15 protein-coding genes and 1 other annotated feature are annotated in these 17,452 nt (G+C 59.6%); of the genes, 9 read left to right on the top strand and 6 right to left on the bottom strand.

Translation table 11 applies throughout. From position 1 onward, the window contains the following. The first annotated feature begins 224 nt into the window (after positions 1-224). From PXT33_RS11025 to dusB, 5 genes are all read left to right on the top strand, one after another. Positions 225-1,316: a D-alanine--D-alanine ligase family protein gene (locus PXT33_RS11025; protein WP_097775185.1), complete on the top strand. Its 1,092-nt coding sequence runs from the start codon at positions 225-227 to the stop codon at positions 1,314-1,316. Further along, positions 1,309-2,136 (top strand): glutamate racemase, encoded by an 828-nt coding sequence (murI, locus tag PXT33_RS11020; protein WP_097775186.1) that lies wholly within the window; start codon positions 1,309-1,311, stop codon positions 2,134-2,136. The genes PXT33_RS11025 and murI overlap by 8 nt, the downstream gene beginning before the upstream one ends. A 15-nt stretch (positions 2,137-2,151) precedes the next feature. Further along, entirely contained in the window at positions 2,152-2,628 is a 477-nt protein-coding gene (locus tag PXT33_RS11015) for a DUF1934 domain-containing protein (protein ID WP_097775187.1), read from the top strand. A gap of 33 nt (positions 2,629-2,661) precedes the next feature. Further along, positions 2,662-4,476 carry an arginine--tRNA ligase gene (gene argS, locus PXT33_RS11010; protein ID WP_154255604.1) on the top strand — a complete coding sequence of 605 codons (1,815 nt, stop codon included), beginning with the start codon at positions 2,662-2,664 and terminating at the stop codon, positions 4,474-4,476. Positions 4,477-4,714: 238 nt separating this feature from the next. Further along, on the top strand, positions 4,715-5,734 hold the full coding sequence (gene dusB / locus PXT33_RS11005; protein WP_332376543.1) for a tRNA dihydrouridine synthase DusB: 1,020 nt from the start codon (positions 4,715-4,717) through the stop codon (positions 5,732-5,734). A gap of 8 nt (positions 5,735-5,742) precedes the next feature. On the opposite strand, the gene yfbR is transcribed toward dusB, so the two are convergent. After that, entirely contained in the window at positions 5,743-6,333 is a 591-nt protein-coding gene (gene yfbR / locus PXT33_RS11000) for a 5'-deoxynucleotidase (protein WP_005944511.1), read from the bottom strand. A gap of 131 nt (positions 6,334-6,464) precedes the next feature. Between yfbR and PXT33_RS10995 the strand changes: the two genes are divergently transcribed. From PXT33_RS10995 to PXT33_RS10980, 4 genes are all read left to right on the top strand, one after another. Then, positions 6,465-8,852 (top strand): YfhO family protein, encoded by a 2,388-nt coding sequence (locus PXT33_RS10995; protein WP_332376542.1) that lies wholly within the window; start codon positions 6,465-6,467, stop codon positions 8,850-8,852. Positions 8,853-9,297: 445 nt separating this feature from the next. Next, complete coding sequence (locus tag PXT33_RS10990; RefSeq protein ID WP_332376541.1) at positions 9,298-10,395, top strand: ABC transporter substrate-binding protein; 1,098 nt, start codon at positions 9,298-9,300, stop codon at positions 10,393-10,395. 370 nt (positions 10,396-10,765) lie between these two features. After that, the gene (locus PXT33_RS10985) at positions 10,766-11,710 is read left to right on the top strand and encodes an ABC transporter permease (protein ID WP_097775191.1); all 945 of its coding nucleotides are present in this window, start codon (positions 10,766-10,768) and stop codon (positions 11,708-11,710) included. Positions 11,711-11,717: 7 nt separating this feature from the next. Continuing rightward, positions 11,718-12,530 (top strand): ATP-binding cassette domain-containing protein, encoded by an 813-nt coding sequence (locus tag PXT33_RS10980; protein WP_165852618.1) that lies wholly within the window; start codon positions 11,718-11,720, stop codon positions 12,528-12,530. A 149-nt stretch (positions 12,531-12,679) separates the two neighbouring features. On the opposite strand, the gene PXT33_RS10975 is transcribed toward PXT33_RS10980, so the two are convergent. The 5 genes from PXT33_RS10975 to PXT33_RS10955 all read right to left on the bottom strand — a co-directional run bounded on the left by PXT33_RS10975 (position 12,680) and on the right by PXT33_RS10955 (position 17,439). After that, a complete protein-coding gene (locus PXT33_RS10975) occupies positions 12,680-12,913 on the bottom strand; it encodes a methylenetetrahydrofolate dehydrogenase (RefSeq protein ID WP_291015406.1) in 234 nt (77 codons plus the stop codon). A gap of 88 nt (positions 12,914-13,001) precedes the next feature. Continuing rightward, positions 13,002-13,817, bottom strand: coding sequence for a TatD family hydrolase (locus PXT33_RS10970; RefSeq protein WP_291018860.1), 816 nt, complete (start codon positions 13,815-13,817; stop codon positions 13,002-13,004). Beyond that, a complete protein-coding gene (locus PXT33_RS10965; RefSeq protein WP_332376540.1) occupies positions 13,814-14,776 on the bottom strand; it encodes a DMT family transporter in 963 nt (320 codons plus the stop codon). Before PXT33_RS10965 ends, PXT33_RS10970 begins: the two co-directional genes overlap by 4 nt. Positions 14,777-14,782: 6 nt before the next feature. Continuing rightward, the gene (gene metG, locus PXT33_RS10960) at positions 14,783-16,780 is read right to left on the bottom strand and encodes a methionine--tRNA ligase (protein ID WP_332376539.1); all 1,998 of its coding nucleotides are present in this window, start codon (positions 16,778-16,780) and stop codon (positions 14,783-14,785) included. Between the two features lie 69 nt (positions 16,781-16,849). After that, positions 16,850-17,091: a binding site (T-box leader), on the bottom strand. A 45-nt stretch (positions 17,092-17,136) separates the two neighbouring features. Further along, positions 17,137-17,439, bottom strand: coding sequence for a Dabb family protein (locus PXT33_RS10955; RefSeq protein ID WP_294647645.1), 303 nt, complete (start codon positions 17,437-17,439; stop codon positions 17,137-17,139). Between the last annotated feature and the right edge of the window lie 13 nt (positions 17,440-17,452).

The following is a 17,452-nucleotide window of genomic DNA, read 5'->3' as shown; positions in this document are numbered from 1 at the left end:
CCGCAAAAGAGGTGATATCATTGTACCACGCACTTTTCCATCCGTCAAGCGGAAATCTTCGATTTTTGGAAAGTTTTTTTGAAAAATATCTCTTTTACCCACCGGCAGCTTTTTGGCATTCTGCTTGCATCGCGCGCATAGATATTGTATAATAAGCCAGAACGGCATTTTTACCGGTTATATCCCACCCAGGTCTTGGGCTTTATAAATAGGAGAGAGTTATCATGCAGTCTGAAAAAATGTGCGTTGTGCTGCTGTTCGGCGGTATGTCCAGCGAGCACGAGGTCAGCCGCGTTTCTGTGGGCAACTTCGTCAACAACATTGACCGTGAAAAATATGAGGTGCTCACTGTGGGCATCACCAAGGAGGGCCGCTGGCTGTACACCGAGGCCACGGCCGCCCAGATGGCCGATGGCAGCTGGGAAGAGCTGGCAGGCAACATGGCCTGCGTCATCAGTCCGGACCGCGCCGACCACGGCATGATCCTGTTCACCCCGGAAGGCCATGTGGAAAAAGTGCATGTGGATGTGGTCATCCCGGTGCTCCATGGCCTGTGGGGCGAGGATGGCACGGTGCAGGGCCTGCTGGAGCTGGCCGGCATCCCCTACGTGGGCTGCGGCGTGCTGGCAAGCGCGGTGTGCATGGACAAAGCCGTGGCCAATGCTCTGTTCGAGGCCAACGGTGTGCCCCACACCAGATGGCTGGCTGCCGACCGCTGGGAGATCGAGTCCGATCTGGAAGGCGTGTGCGAGGGTGTGGAAAAGAAGCTGGGCTGGCCCGTGTTCGTCAAGCCCGCAAACGCCGGTTCCAGCGTGGGCATCTCCAAGGTGTCCAGCCGTGACGAGCTGAAAAAGGCCATCGACCTTGCACTGGAAAACGACCGCAAGGTGGTGTTTGAAGCCTTTGTGGACGGACAGGAAGTGGAGTGCGCCGTGATCGGCTCCGACCCCGCCGTGGCTACCCGTCCGGGCGAGATCCTTGCCGGTGCCGAGTTCTATACCTACGACGACAAGTACAAGAACGGCGTGAGCCAGACCGTCATTCCGGCTCACCTGCCGGAAGCAAAGCTGGACGAGGTGAAGACCTACGCCGCCATGGCCTACACTGCCCTGAACTGCGAGGGCCTTGCCCGCTGCGATTTCTTTGTGGAAAAGGGTACTGGCCGGGTGCTGATCAACGAGATCAACACCTTCCCGGGCTTCACGTCCATCAGCATGTACCCCAAGCTGATGGAGCACGAGGGCCTGCCGGTGCCGCAGCTCATCGACCGGCTGATCGCGCTGGCGCTGGAAAGGAAGGAAAAGCAGCATGGATAACCGCCCGATCGGCGTATTCGACAGCGGCCTTGGCGGCCTGACCGGTGTGCGGGAGCTGCGCAAGCGCCTGCCCCACGAGGAGATCATCTATTTTGGCGATACCGGCCGCGTGCCCTATGGCAGCCGCAGCCCGGAGACCATCCTGCAGTATGCCCGTCAGGACGTGGCATTCCTGCTTTCTAAAAATGTAAAGTGCATCATGGCGGCCTGCGGCACCGTGTCCAGTACCTACCCGGCTGCAGAAGCGGCAAAGCTGCCGGTGCCCTATCTGGGTGTGGTGGATGCTGCCGCCCGGGAAGCAGCCTTTGCTACCCGCAACCGCCGCATCGGCGTGATCGGCACCGCTGCCACCATCCGCTCCCGCAGCTACGAAAAGCTGCTGCGTCAGCTGGTGCCGGGGGTAGAGATTACCGCGCAGGCCTGCCCGCTGTTCGTGCCGCTGGTGGAGGCCGGTTACGTGGACCACAGCGAGGAGAGCCGACAGCAGGTGACGAAGCTGGTGATCGCTCAGTATCTGACCGAGGTGCGTGAGGCCGGTGTGGACACCCTGATTTTGGGCTGCACCCACTACCCGCTGCTCAAGACCATGATCGGCGAGTTCATGGGCCAGAGCGTGACGCTGGTGGATCCGGCCAAGACCGCCGCCCACCATCTGGAACAGATGCTCTCCGAGCGCGGCCTGCGCGCTGCACAGGAGCACGAGGGTCAGGCGCACTTCTACGTGAGCGATGTGCCGGACAGCTTTGTGCAGACGGCAGACCTGTTCCTGGGCGAGTACAAGGGCGGCCCGGTGGATCAGATCGCCATTGATAAATATTGATAAGGACAGAAAAACGTGAGCAAACCGCTGAAGGAAGATTATATCATCCGCATCAAGAGCCGCATTGAGCAGCATGTGAAAGAGCCTGTGGAGCAGGAAGAAAAGGAAGAGTTTGTGGAGCTGATGACCCGCGGCCAGTTCGTGCAGAAGGGCGGCAGCTACTACATTACCTATAAAGAGACCGAGACCACCGGCTACGAGGGCTGCACCACCACCCTGAAAATTGCCGCCGACGGCAGCCGCGTGGCGATGTTGCGGTTTGGCAAGGGCGGCGGGGCCGGAACCCAGCTGCTGATCGAAAAAGGCAAGCGCAACCTCTGCCACTACGAGACAGGCTACGGCTCCATGACGCTGGGCGTGACCGCCGACGAGATCGAGTGCGGCCTGACCGAGAAGGGCGGCACCGCAAAGTTCGGCTACCTGCTGGACGCCAACAGCGCCGAGCTTGTGAGCCGCAACCGCCTTGAAGTGACCGTGACCCACGTAAACTGAGATATTTCCCAGACTGTGAAAGGAACCAGACCAATGACTGAATTTGAAAAGATCTACCAGAACTATAACCCCCGTCAAGCTGCGCTGGACGAGGCACGCGCTCTGCTGACCGCTGCCGCCAAGGCCGCCATGGCCGATGGTGCTCTGCCGGAAGCTGAGCTGCCCGCCTTCATCGTGGAGATCCCCGCCGATACCAAGAACGGCGATATCGCCTCCAACATCGCCATGGCCGGTGCACGCAGCTGGCGCAAGGCTCCCAAGATGATCGCGGATGCGCTGCTGGCACATCTGCCCTCCATCGAGAACAGTGTGTTTGCCAAGGTGGAAGTGGCTGGCCCCGGCTTCATCAACCTGTTTTTGGCTCCGTCCTTCTGGGCCAGTGTGGTGCTGGGTGCCTGCTCCAACAAGGAGTATGGCCGCACCGATCACGGCAAGGGCGCCAAGTACAATGTGGAATTCGTTTCCGCCAACCCCACCGGCCCCATGCACATGGGCAACGCCCGCGGCGGCGCTCTGGGCGACTGTCTGTCCGCTGTGCTGGACTGGTCCGGCTATGATGTGACCCGTGAGTTCTATATCAACGATGCCGGCAACCAGATCCAGAAGTTCGGCAAGAGCCTTGCCGTGCGCTACCTGCAGAAGTACTGCGGCGAGGAAGCCTATCCGCTGCCCGCCGAGTGCTATCAGGGCGGCGACATCAAGGTGCTGGCCGGTGAGTTTGCCGAGCTGAACGGCGACAAGTACGTTGCCGCTTGCAAGGGGATGGACGAGGAGACTTTGTTCAAGAGCGAGGCTTTTGCCGCCCTGAAGGACGCACTGGTGACCTACGCTCTGCCCAAGAACATTGCTGCCCTCAAGCGCGATCTGGGCAAGTACCGCATCGACTACGATGTGTGGTTCCATGAGAGCACCCTGCACGAGTCCGGCGCGGTGAAGGCCGTGGTGGATAAGCTGCTGGAGCTGGGCGCATGCTATAAGGCGGAGGACGGTGCCATCATGTACCGCAGCGCCCAGTACGCTGCCAAGTACGGCACGGTGAACAAGAAAAAGACCGAGGACGGCACCGAGGAGGAAGCCAAGGACGAAGTGCTGGTCCGTGCCAACGGCATCCCCACCTACTTTGCCGCCGATATCGCCTACCACTACAACAAGCTGGCTACCCGCGGCTTTGCCAAGGCCATCGATGTCTGGGGTGCAGACCATCACGGCCATGTGGCCCGCATGAAGGGTGCCATGGATGCCATCGGCCTGAACGGCGAAGATCTGGACGTTGTGCTGATGCAGATGGTCAACCTGATGCGCGACGGCCAGCCTGTGCGGATGTCCAAGCGCACCGGCAATGCCATCACTCTGACCGACCTGCTGGAAGAGGTGCCCATCGACAGCGCACGCTTCCTGTTCAATATGCACGACGCAGGCAGCGGCATCGATTTTGATCTCGATCAGGCTGTCAAGACCGACAACGATAACCCGGTGTACTATGTGCAGTATGCCCATGCCCGCATCTGCTCCATCCTGAAAAAGATGGAGAGCGAGGGCGTGCAGTTTGCCGGTGCCGAGAAGGTGGATGCCACCCTGCTCACCGAGCCTTCCGAGATGGATCTGATCCGGATGCTGGCAGCCTTCCCGCAGGAGATCGTCATGGCGGCCGAGAAGTACGACCCCAGCCGCATCAACCGCTTTGTCATTGATCTGGCCAGCGCCTTCCACCGCTTCTACGGCAGCTGCCGCATTCAGGGTGCAGACCCCGCTGTGCAGCAGGCACGTCTGGCCCTGTGCATCGGCGTGAAGAATGCCATCTTCAACGTGCTGACCATGTTCAAGATCAACGTGCCGGAGAAGATGTAACATGCAAAAACCCTCTCAGTCAAAACCTTACGGTTTTGCCAGCTCTCCCGAAGGGCGAGCTTTATGCGCTATGAAGATAAACGATTTCTTCACCCGCAAGAAGCCTGTTTCGGGCAGATGAAAAGGCTCCCCCTTTCGGGGGAGCTGGCACGGCGCAAGCCGTGACTGAGAGGGTTCGTACCCCAAAAATCTGGCTCCCCTGCGGGGGAGCTTTTTCGATAACAGCGAGGAACAACCAATGGAACCTTTGAAAATCGGCAATATCATCCTGCCGCACCGGGCGGTGTTCGGCCCGATGGCGGGCTTTACGGATGCACCCTGCCGCCGCCTGATGGCCCAGCACGGTGCAGGCTTTACTGTGAGCGAAATGGTGTCCAGCCGGGCGCTGGTGTACGGCGACCACAAGACGGTGAGCCTGCTCAAGGCCGAACCCAACGGTGCACCCTATGGCGTGCAGATCTTTGGCGAAGTGCCCGAGATCATGGGCGAAGCCACCGCCGCCATCGAACAGTACGAGTTCGACTTTGTGGATATCAACATGGGCTGCCCGGCCCCCAAGATCGTGTCCGGCGGCGCAGGCAGCAAGCTGATGCTGGACCCGGACCGCTGCGGGCGCATCGTGGAGCAGGTTGTGGCAAATACAAAACGGCCTGTCACCGTGAAAATGCGCAAGGGCTGGGATGCCGACCACATCACTGCAGTGGAGTGTGCCAAGGCCTGTGAGCAGGCCGGCGCAGCCCTCATTGCGGTGCACGCCCGTACCCGGGAGCAGATGTACACCCCCGGCATCGACCCGGAGATCATTGCCCGGGTGAAGGATGCCGTCAGAGTGCCGGTGCTGGGCAACGGCGACATCTACTCGGCAGAGGATGCGGTGGAGATGATGCAGGCCACCGGCTGTGACGGCGTGATGATCGCCCGGGGCGCGCTGGGCGACCCGTGGCTCTTTGAGCGGGTGAACGCCGCCATTGAAGGCCTGCCCGCACCCAAGGCACCCAACCTGCAGGCCCGCATGAATGCGCTGCGCCGTCAGGTGGAGGAGATGGTGGAGCAGAAGGGCGAGTTCGTCGCCATGCCGCAGGCCCGCTCTCAGACCATGCACTATATGAAGGGGCTGAAAGGTGCGGCCAATCTGCGCCGCTACTGCTGCACCCTGACCCATCTGGAAGATCTGGACGAGCTGATCGATGCTGTTTTTGAAGAGCAGCGCAAAGCGGGCATCGACCCGGACGACGTGCGCGAGGTGCCGTTTCCGTAAGGGGAATATTACTGCTGCCGGGTCAGCTCATCCAGATTCTGGGTGTAACAGGGCAGACAGTGCTCTATGAACCAGTCGGCTTCCGGGCAGTGCATGGCCTGCAGGGCCGCTTTCTGCTGGGCCAGCGCCGCGTCAAACTCGTGGTTGCCGCTGCGCTGCTCCTCCGTGCATTTGATGAGGGCGCTCAGCCGGTCGGCGGCCTTCAGCAGGCGCTTTTCCTCGGCGGTGAGCAGTTCCCCGGAGATGAACGGGGATAGCTCTTCGCTCAACTCGTCCGGCAGAAGGCCGGTCATGCAGCGCACGCTCTCGGTTTCCAACGCCTTGTAGGCATCCCGCAGGGTGGGGCTGCTGTACTTGACCGGTGTGGGCATGTCGCCGGTAATGATCTCCGGCGCGTCGTGGTACAGCGCCGCCACTGCTACCGTTTTGGGGCGGCAGGGCGTGCCGGTGTACCGCCGTGCGATCAGGCAAAGCATGTGGGCCAACAGGGCGGTATCGCAGGTGTGCTCGCTGAGAGATTCGGCCCGGGTGGAGTGCATCAGGCTCCAGCGGGTAATGTATTTCATGCGCGCCAGCAGGGCGCTGAACGGGTACAGCATGGCAGCTTCCTCCTTTTTTCTCCAACATACCTGTCCGGCAGAGCGTTGTCAAGCCCTTTTTTCTGCGCAGTGTTCGTGCTATACTAGAACAAACCAACATTCTGCCGCTTTGGCAGAGAAAAGAGGAAACCATGGAGCGGTCTGGTACTGCCCGGCAGCCGCAGCTGCTGGGACAAAAAAAGGATAAATTCTGGCTGACGGTGGGCCTGTGTGCCCTCACGGCGGCCCTGTTCTTTCTGCCGTTTTATATCATCGACGGCGGCTTTTTCCACTATGCAGGCGATTTCAACAGCCAGCAGATCAGCTTTTACCGCTATATGAACGGCTTTATCAAGGGCGCAGGCTACCCGGACAGTGCGTTCACCTCGGTGCACAATACCTTCTCATGGGCTACCGACCTTGGCAGCGGCGTGATGAACGCCTATTCGTTCTACCTGTACGGCTCGCCGTTCTTCTGGTTCTCGCTGCTCTTCCCGCAGGGGTGGCTGCCCTACCTCATGGTGCCGCTGCTGGTGCTCAAGTTTGCCGTGGCGGGCGGCGGTGCATACCTGTATCTGCGCCGCTACGTCAAAAATATCGACTACGCCGTGCTGGGAGCCTGTCTGTATACCTTCTCCGGCTTTACGGTATACAATGTGTTCTTCAACCACTTTGTAGATGTGGTGGCGCTGTTCCCGTATCTGCTGTGGTCGCTGGACGAGGCCCTTTACAACGACCGCCGCAGCTGGTTTGCGTTCTGGGTGGCGGTGAACCTTGTCAACAACTACTTCTTCTTCATCGGTCAGGTGGTGTTTCTGGCCATCTACTTCATCTGCAAGCTCAGCACAAGGGACTTCCGTCTCACTGCAAAAAAGTTCGGGCTGCTGGCCTTTGAAAGCCTGCTGGGCGTTGCCATGGGCAGCATCCTGCTGGTGCCTGCGGTGCTCTCCATTTTGCAGAACCCGCGCACCATCGACCTTTCCTCCGGCTGGGGCTTTCTGACCTACAGCAAGGTGCAGCAGTACCTTGCAATTCTCGTCAGCTGGATCATGCCGCCGGATTCTCCCTACCTCACATCCATCTGGTCGGAGGGCGTGATCAAGTGGACCAGCATGTCGGCCTATCTGCCGCTGTGCAGTCTGGCCGGTGCCGTGGCCTACTGGAAAGCAAAGTGCGGCGACAGTAAAAAGCGCATCGTGGGCACCTGCGCCGTGTTCGCACTGGTGCCCATCCTGAACAGTGCGTTCTACGCCCTCAATTCCAGCTACTATGCGCGCTGGTACTATATGCCGGTGCTGGTGCTGGCCGCAATGACCGTGAACGCGCTGGAAGACCACAACACCGATCTGGACAGCCCGGCCCGCGGCATCAGCTGGCTGATGATCGCCACGGTGGCCTTTGCGGTGGTGCCGGTGCAGGACAGCGACACCGGCAGCTGGTCGTTCGGCGTGCTCAAGAACCCCGGTCAGTACTGCGCGGTGCTGGGCTTTGGCCTGCTGGGCCTGCTGCTGTACCGCTATCTCTGCCAGAAGTGGCGGGGCGACAGCCGCTTTGCCCAGCGCATGACGGCGGCAGTGCTGGCGTTTGCCTTCCTGTTCAGCGTGGTGCACATCGGCATTGGCAAGTTCGGCCAGTGGTATACCGACAGCGACCTTGTGAAGCAGGACACCAACGCCCTGCTGTTGAAAAACGACCTGTCCGAAGGCGATTACCGCGTGGATACGTACAAGATCCACGACAACATCGGTATGTGGCTGGATAAGAGCTGCCTGCAGTATTTTGGCAGCACGGCGGCCCCCAGCATCCTCAGCTTCTACCCGGCGCTGGGGGTCAAGCGGGATGTGCGCAGTGAGCCGGAGCTTTCCAATTATGCACTGCGGGGCCTTTTGAGTGTGGAGTACCTTATCACCACGCCGGAAAAGCAGACCGACTTTGAAAACGAAGCCGACGACGGCTGGGAATATGCCTTTGCAAAGGACGGCTATACGGTCTACCGCAACACGAACTACGTGCCCATGGGCTTTGCCTATGATTATTACCTCACCCAGACCGAGTACGAAGAAATAGCCAAGGCCACCCGCGCAAACCTCCTGATGCGTGCACTGGTGCTTACCGACGAGGATGCTGCAGTCTACGGCAAGTACCTCACCCATCTGCCGGAAGGCAGACGGGAGGAGCTGTACTATGAGTCCTACGTGCAGGACTGCCGCGAGCGCCGTGCCACGGCTGCCAGTGTGTTCCAGATGAACAATTCGGGCTTCCACGCCGAGATCACGCTGGAAAAAGAGAACCTCGTGTTCTTCTCCGTGCCTTACGATGACGGCTTTACGGCCTATGTCAACGGGCAGGAAGCCGACATTGTGGAGGTGGACGAGGGATTGATGGCTGTGCTGTGCCCGGCAGGTGAAAACAGCATCGATTTTGTCTACCAGCCCGACGGCATCCGGCTGAGCCGTGCGCTGACTTTGGGCGGCATTGTGGTATGGCTGGCGTACACGGCGTACTTCGTCTGGCGCAAGCGCCGCACAAAGCGGGCCTGATGCACGGAAGAATGACTTTGTGCTGTAGAAAAAAGAAATTTTTGAAATTTCCCTTGACTTTATGCCAATAAAGTGTATAATGCAATCAAACCGATGAGGCGGAAGAGAACCTGCACAGCGCATCTTCAGTGAGCCCGGACAGTGAAAACGGGCGAGAGCGGGGCAGAGCTTCGTGGGCCGCCGAGGGCCGGGCAAATGGGCAGCAAACCTTAGTAGCTTTGGACGGAAGTCTCCGTTACAGGACAGGGGAGTGTTGGCTCTCCGTGAGAGGCTCTGCAGTTTGCAAAGCAGGGCAAGCAAGGTGGCACCGCAGAATCGAACTTTACCGATCCTGTCCTTGTGGATAACACACAGGGACAGGGTCGTTTTTATTTGTAAGACCCGTCCCGCAAGGGGAGCGGGTCTTTTACTTTTGCCGCCCGCTCCGGGAAAGGAGTTTGCTATTATGAAAAACGTTACCATGATCTCCCGCCGCAGCTTCCTCAAGGCCGCTATGGCTGCTTCCGCCGTTTCTGCACTGGCATTCACCGGCTGCGGCGGCTCCGCTTCCAGCACCGTGGCTGCATCTTCCACTGCTTCTTCCGCTGCCGCTTCCGCAGCAGCCGAGGGTGGCCAGACCTTCAAGGTTGGCATCGTCAACTATGTGGATCATGCTTCCCTCAACCAGATCGTGGAATCTGTGGAGAGCCGTCTGGATGAGCTGGGGGCAGAGAAGGGCGTTACCTTCGACTACGCCGACTACTACGCAAATGCACAGGCTGACCAGTCCAACCTGAACCAGATCGGTGCCGACCTCGTAGGGGACGGCGTGGATGTGATCGTGGCTGTGGCTACCCCCACCGCCGCAACCATGCTGGCCGCTGTGGAGGATACCGATATCCCCGTTGTCTACTCTGCTGTCACCGACCCCGCCGCTGCAGGCTTTGACGGCGAGGAGAACATCACCGGCACCTCCGACGCACTGAACACCGAGGCCATCATGAACCTGATCACCGCTGTCAACCCGGACATTGACACCATTGGCCTGCTGTACGACCTGAGTCAGGATGCCTCTACGCAGGCCATTGCAGATGCCAAGGCTTTCTGTGATGCCAACGGCATCAAGTACATTGAGAAGAACGGCACCACCACCGCTGAGGTGCAGATGGCGGCTGAGGCTCTGATCGCCGCCGGTGTCAAGGCCGTGTTTACCCCCACCGACAACACCGTGATGACCGCAGAGCTGTCCATCTACGAGACCTTTACCGAGGCAGGCGTGCAGCACTACACCGGTGCCGACAGCTTTGCACTGAACGGGGCCTTTGTGGGCTACGGCGTGGATTACGTCCAGCTGGGCGAAGCCACTGCCGATATGGTGGCAGAGCTGCTGTGCGAGGGCAAGACTACCGCAGACCTGCCCTACCAGACCTTTGATAACGGTATCGTCACCATCAACACCGAGACCTGCGAAGCGCTGGGCCTTGACCTTGACACCGTGAAGAAAGCCTTCAAGCCCTACTGCACCGAGATCGTGGAAGTAACCACCGCAGAGAACTTCTCTTAAAAAAGTACCCTCTCAGTCAAAACCTGACGGTTTTGCCAGCTCCCCCGAAGGGGGAGCTTTTGGCGGTTCTAGGAAAAGTTTTCGATTCAATTGCAAAGTGTGCAGCTTTGCCAGAGGCTCTCCCTTTGGGAGAGCTGGCGCGTAAGCGCCTGAGAGGGCGAGGACGCCGCCCACAGCGCCGCGCTTTCGCAGAAAGCGGCGCTGCAAATGCCGTTTTCCGTCACGACCCTACTCGTGAAAGGGGATTCAGAAAAGCCCGCAGGCTTTTCTGAATCCCGAATAAAACCCAATTCCGCTGAATATGGCCAGAGCAAAAGCGGAGGCCATTTTAAATCGTCCAATCAAAAAGAAACATAAAAGGAGCACACACATGCTGGCGAGTATCTTTTCGCTCAACGTCCTACAGACGGCGCTGGAACTGGGCTGTATCTATGCCCTGGTGGCGCTGGCACTGTTCCTGAGCTATTCCATCCTGAACATTGCAGACCTGTCCACCGACGGCTGCTTCACGCTGGGCTGCGCCGTGGCCTGTCAGGTAGCACTGACCGGCCACCCCATTCTGGCACTTGTTGCAGCCATGGCGGCAGGTGTGTGCTCCGGCTTTGTTACGGCTTTTCTGCAGACCCGCCTTGGCGTGGAGAGCATCATGGCAGGCATCATCGTCAACACCGGCCTTTACACCATCAATCTGGCCGTGATGGGCTTTTCCTCCACCATGTCGCTGGTCAAGACCGACACTGTTTTCTCGCTGGCAAAGGGCTCACTGAGCTTCCTTGGCGGCTGGTATAAGCTGGCCATCGCGCTGGCCATGATCCTGCTTGCCGGTGCGGCGATGCTGGGCTTTCTGGGCACCCGGCTGGGCCTGTCTATCCGCGCCACCGGTGACAACGCTGCTATGGTGCGTGCTTCCAGCATTAACCCGGCTTTCACCATTACGGTGGGCCTGTGCATTTCCGGCGCATTGTGCGCCCTCTCCGGCGGCCTGCTGGCACAGTATCAGAAGAGCTGCGATATCAATGTGGGCACCGGCATGGTGACCATCGCACTGGCTTCCCTCATCATCGGCGAGACCCTGCTTGGTAAGCGCACCATGCTGCGCCGGATCATCGGCGTGGTGTTCGGCAGCTGCCTGTACCGCTTTATCGTGGCTGTGGCCCTGCGCTTCAATGTGCCCGCCGCCGCCATGAAGCTGGTGTCTGCCATCATCGTAGCCATCGCCATTTCGATGCCGGCTATCAAGGAAAAAATCGCCTTTGAGCAGCGCAAGCATGGGGCCTGCCGCCGCCGCGTGACTACCGGCAAGGAGGGAAAGTAAGATGGAAATGCTTCAGCTGAACGATCTGCACAAGACTTTCAACCCCGGCACGGTCAATGAAAAAGTGGCCCTGAACGGTGTCAGCCTGCACATGGAAGCCGGGGACTTTGCCACCATCGTGGGCTCCAACGGCGCGGGCAAATCCACCCTGTTCAACGCCATCACCGGCGGCTTCATCGCCGACGAGGGCAGCATCCTGCTGGGCGGACAGGATATCACCTTTGCGCCGGAGCACCAGCGCAGCAAGGTCATCGGCCACCTGTTTCAGGACCCGCTCAAGGGCACGGCACCCAACATGACCATTGAGGAAAACCTTGCACTGGCCTATCTGCGTGCCGGCACCGCGCCCCACGCCATCTTCTCCCGCATCTCCCGCAAGGACAAGGAAGTGTTCCGCGAAAAGCTGGCGCTGCTGGATATGGGCCTTGAGGACCGCATGAAGCAGCCGGTGGGACTGCTTTCCGGCGGCCAGCGGCAGGCGTTGACCCTGCTCATGGCCACCCTCGTCACCCCCAAGCTGCTGCTGCTGGACGAGCACACCGCCGCACTGGACCCCGCCACCGCCGAAAAGGTACTGGAGCTGACCAAGAGCATCGTGGCTGAAAAGAAGATCACCTGCCTGATGGTCACCCACAACATGCATCAGGCACTGGAGCTGGGCAACCGCACCCTGATGATGGATTCCGGCCGCATCGTCTTTGACGTGAAGGGCGAGGAACGCAGCCGGATGACCGTGGACGACCTGCTTGAAAAGTTCCGCGAGAACGCAGGCAAGAATCTGGATAACGACCGCATCCTGCTGAGTAAAGTGGAAAAGTGACCCGGACAGAAAAGCACAGCCCCGACAGACCATGCAGTCTGCCGGGGCTGTATTTTTGCGGGGAAGTGCACCGTAGGGAAAAGCGGTTCCCCCTGAAACAGCAAATCCCCCCTGCGCAGATGCACAGAGGGGATTTTAAATATCAGAAATTACTGAACGTATTCGATCGTATACTCGAAGCCGTACTCTTCCTGCAGCTTCTTCACCTCGGCCTCGCAGTCCTCGATGAAGGTGGGGGCGTAGACAGAAGCGCCATTGTGGGCCTTCTTGTAGTCCTCAACGATCTGCTGCAGCTTTGCCCAGCCCTCGTTGGCCTTGTTCTGGTCGATGCTGTCGGGGAAGTTGATGATGAACTCGCGGTGCTTAGGAATACGTGCTTTCATGGTAGGTTCTCCTTATAACAGTTTGGATTTTGATTGTTGATTTATACAGAAGCACAGAGAAAAACCTGTGCAACTTGCGAAAAACGGATCACAGCCCGTATACCCGGCGGGCATTTTCGGCTGTGGTGCGGAACACCTCTTCGGCAGAAATGCCCCGCAGCTGGGCGATATACTCGCCCACATAGCGGATGAGGGAGCTGTCACAGCGGGTGCCGCGCACCGGCTCCGGTGCCATGTAGGGGCAGTCGGTCTCCAGCACGATGCTTTCCAGCGGCAGGGCGCTGATGGCTTTTGCCGCCCGCTTGGCACCCTTGAAGGTACATGCCCCGCCAAAACCGATGAACAGTCCCTGTTTTGCCAGCCACACCGCGTCATCGGCACTGCCGGAATAGCAGTGGACGATGCCCTTGGGCTGGTATTTTTTGAGCAGGGCGTAAACGTCGGCGTGGGCGTTGCGGTCGTGCACGATGATGGGCTTGTCCAGTTCCAGCGCCAGCCGGATGTGTGCCTCAAACATGGCCAGCTGGGCATCCTTGGGCACAGGCCAGTGGTAGTCCAGCCCGCACTCACCCACAGCTACTACCTTGGGGTCCTCGTAATACGGGGCCAGAGCGCGCATCTCTGCGGCCCAGTCTCCGCCGTACACCGAGACCGTAGGAGCCGGGCCTTCCTCGCCGCAGTCGGCGGCGGGCAGCAGGCTTTCCGGGTGGATGCCAACAGCTGCCACCACCCACGGGTAGCGGTGCGCCAGCTCCAGCACTTTGGGTGCATCCCCGGAGTGGGTGGCCTGTTCACACACGCCCACCACGCCCTTGCCGGGCAGGCTGTCCAGCAGGAAATCGCGGTCTGCGTCAAAAGCGCGGGCACTGTAGTGCGCGTGGGTGTCAAAAATGGGGCCGGTCATTTGCCCTCCTTTTTGGCGGGGGCCTTGTTCACCAGCCAGATGCCCACACACACGAACACCAGCGCCGCCAGATACTGCCAGCGGAACAGGGGCTCGCCGTTGAGCACGGCGCTCAGCAGTACGTTGACCACCGGGTTCACGAAGCCAAAGATGGCAATGCGGCTGACCGGGTTGTTCTTCATCAGCAGGGCCCACAGCACATAGCCTGCCCCGCAGATGAAGGCCAGATACAGCATGACCACCACCGCCAGTGCACTCTGCACATGGAGACTGCCGCCCAGCACAGTGCCCAGCACGAACAGTGCCAGACCGCCCACGAACAGGTTGATGAAGCAGACGGCAAAGCTGTCTGCTTTTTTGGTCACGGATTTGTTCCACGGGCCGGACAGGGTAAAGATGATGGTAGCGGCCATCATGCAGAACACGCCCCAGCCGCTGCCGCCGCCGTGGTTGCCCAGCGTGCCGATGAGCACGCCCGCAAAGCCAACGGCGCAGCCCAGCGTTTTGGCAGGGGTCATGCGGTCGGCGTTGCCGTAGATGAAATGGGCAAAGATCACGCCCAGAAAGCTCTGGGTGCTGTTCAGGATGCCGCCAAAGGCACCCGTGAGCATGGCAACAGCGATGTAATAGAATGCGTACTGGGTCGTGGTCTGCCACAGGCCCAGAGCACAGCACTCCGCTGCCACTTTGCCGCGGGGGAATTTGGGCAGGCGGCTCTGCAGCAGAACACTGCCCAGAAGCACCAGAAAGCTGCCCAGCATGAACCGCACACCGGCAAAGCAGAAGATGGAGGCGGTGCTGCTGGAATCAATGGCGAACAGCCGGTAGCCCAGCTTGATGAAGGGGAAGGCCGAGCCCCACAGCACATTGCAGAAGATGGCCAGCAGCACGGCGAACACCGGCGTGCCGAAGATCTTATCCAGCCATTCCGCGCGGGAAAGCGTTTTGTTTTCCTGCATGGCGGCTCAGTGGATGCGGCTGCCTACGGGGGTGTCGTCACCGTAGAAAGCGATGGAGCAGCCGCCGTCGGCGGTATCAGCAGCAAAGATCATGCCCTCGCTGACATACTTGCCCTTCATCATGGGGCGAGGTGCCAGATTGCACACAATGCCGATCTTCTTACCAATCAGGTCTTCCGGCTTGAACCACTTTGCAATGCCGGAAAGGATGCAGCGCTCCCGCTCGCCGTCAAACACGGTCAGGTGCAGCAGCTTCTTGCTTTCCTTCAGGTTCTCGCAGGCGCGCACTTCGGCCACGCGCAGTTCCACCTTGCAGAAGGTGTCAAAGTCGATCTCTTCCTCGTGGGTAAAGTCCACGGTGCTCTCCTCGGCGGGGGCGGCAGCCTTCTTCTCCGCTTCAGCCTTGGCCTTGTTGGCAGCTTCGGCAGCGGCCTTGCGCTTCTCGTCCTCTTCCTTCAGGTGGGCAATTTCCTTTGCCACATCGATGCGGGGGAACAGTGCCTCGCCCTTGTGCACGGTGTAGGTCTCCTGTACGCCGTAGGTGGTCTTGGTCAGGTCCAGAGCAGACGCGTCCAGACCCAGCTGTTCCATCATCTTGGGTGCGGTGGTGGGCAGGTATGCGTTCAGCAGGATGCCGCACACGCGCAGTGCCTCGCACAGGTGGTACAGCACGCTCTCCAGACGGGCCTTGTTGGCCTCGTCCTTGGCCAGCGCCCAGGGAGCGGTCTCGTCGATGTACTTGTTGGCGCGCTGGATGACCGCAAAGATCTCCATCAGGGCCTGCGGGATGGTCAGGTTGTCCATGTCGGCCGTGACCTTGGCGGTCAGCTCGTTGACCATGGTCTCCAGCTCGGTGTCAATGGCTTCGGTACCGGCCACATTGTGCACGGTGCCGCCGAAGTACTTCTCGCACATGGCGACGGTGCGGCTGAGCAGGTTGCCCAAATCGTTCGCCAGATCGCTGTTGATGCGGGTGATCAGGGCTTCGTTGGTGAACATGCCATCGTTGCCGAAGGGAATCTCACGCAGCAGGAAGTAGCGGATGGCATCCACGCCGTAGCGGTCGCACAGGATCACGGGGTCCACCACGTTGCCCACGGACTTGGACATCTTGCCGCCGTTCATCAGCAGCCAGCCGTGGCCGAACACCCGTTTGGGCAGGGGCAGATCCAGAGCCATCAGCATGGCGGGCCACAGAATGGTGTGGAAACGCAGGATCTCCTTGCCCACCATGTGCAGGTCGGCAGGCCAGAACTTGTCGTAGTCGTGATATTTTTCGTTGCCGTAGCCCAGCGCGGAGATATAGTTGCTCAGGGCATCCACCCACACATACATGGTGTGCTTGGGGTCGAAGGGCACGGGGATGCCCCACTTGACCGAGGTACGGGACACGCAGGTATCCTGCAGGCCCTGCTTGATGAAGGCGATCATCTCGTTCTTGCGGCTCTCGGGCTGGATGAACTGGGGGTTCTCCTCGTAGAGCTTCAGCAGGCGGTCGGCATACTTGCTGGTCTTGAAGAAGTAGGCTTCCTCGTGGGCGTCGTACACTTCGCGGCCGCAGTCGGGGCACTTGCCGTCCACCAGCTGGCTGTCGGTCCAGAAGCTCTCGCAGGGCTTGCAGTAGTGGCCGATGTACTCGCCCTTGTAGATGTCGCCCTGCTCATACAGCTTGGTGAAAATTTTCTGGCAGGACTCCATGTGGTAGTCGTCGGTGGTGCGGATGAAGCGGTCGTAGCTGACGTCCAGCAGCTTCCACAGATCCTTGACGGTGGCTACGATCTTGTCCACGTATTCCTTGGGGGTCACACCGGCGTCGGCGGCCTTGTCCTGGATCTTCTGGCCGTGCTCATCGGTACCGGTCAGGAACATGACGTCATAGCCCTGCATCCGCTTGAAGCGTGCCAGTGCGTCGCAGGCGACAGTGGTATAGCTGTGGCCGATGTGCAGCTTGTCGCTGGGGTAGTAGATGGGAGTGGTGATGTAGAATGTCTTGTGCTCACTCATAGGTTGATACTCTTCCTTTCCTGATTTGGCGGGGGACGAAAAAAGCCCTCATCCTGCCGGACTGAGCCGGACAAGGACGAGAGCCTGAAACTTTCGTGGTACCACCTTGCTTCGCCGCACCCTTGCGGGCGCAGCCTTTTGCCGGGCCAAAAAGCACGGCGCAGCGCGGTAACGGGCGCACCCGTCGCAGGCTCAATTTTCACCTGCGCAGCTCCGAGACCATCTTCGGCATCGCGCGGCCTGCCCGGTTCCATCCTTCGGGCTTTCTGTCAGGCGCAGACGGTGCGTACTCTTCTCTTCACAGCCAATTTACATTGTTATGTCTATAATACGCAAAAACGGTGGGTTTGTCAACATTAAATCTCGTAATCCAGACAGAACCGTGCCTTGGTGTAGGGCCGCACCTTGCTGTCGGCCACAGCCACATGGGCGGGATGGACGGAGTAGCCCTTGAGGGCCTCGGCGCTTTCAAAGGTGGTGTCCAGCATCAGGTCGGCGGTGGAAGAGGGGAGACCGTTGATGTTGACATGCACTTCCACAAGGCCCGGGACCTTGCCTGCCAGACCTTCCAGCCCTTCCTTGATGCCTGCCTTGACGGCGGCTTTTTCGGCGTCGGACAGTTCGTCCTTCAGCTGCCAAAGGATCACATGCTTGACCATAATAAAATACCTC

This window comes from Faecalibacterium taiwanense (assembly GCF_036632915.2).
GTDB lineage: Bacteria > Bacillota > Clostridia > Oscillospirales > Ruminococcaceae > Faecalibacterium > Faecalibacterium taiwanense.
This window is presented reverse-complemented; position numbering and strand designations above follow the sequence as displayed.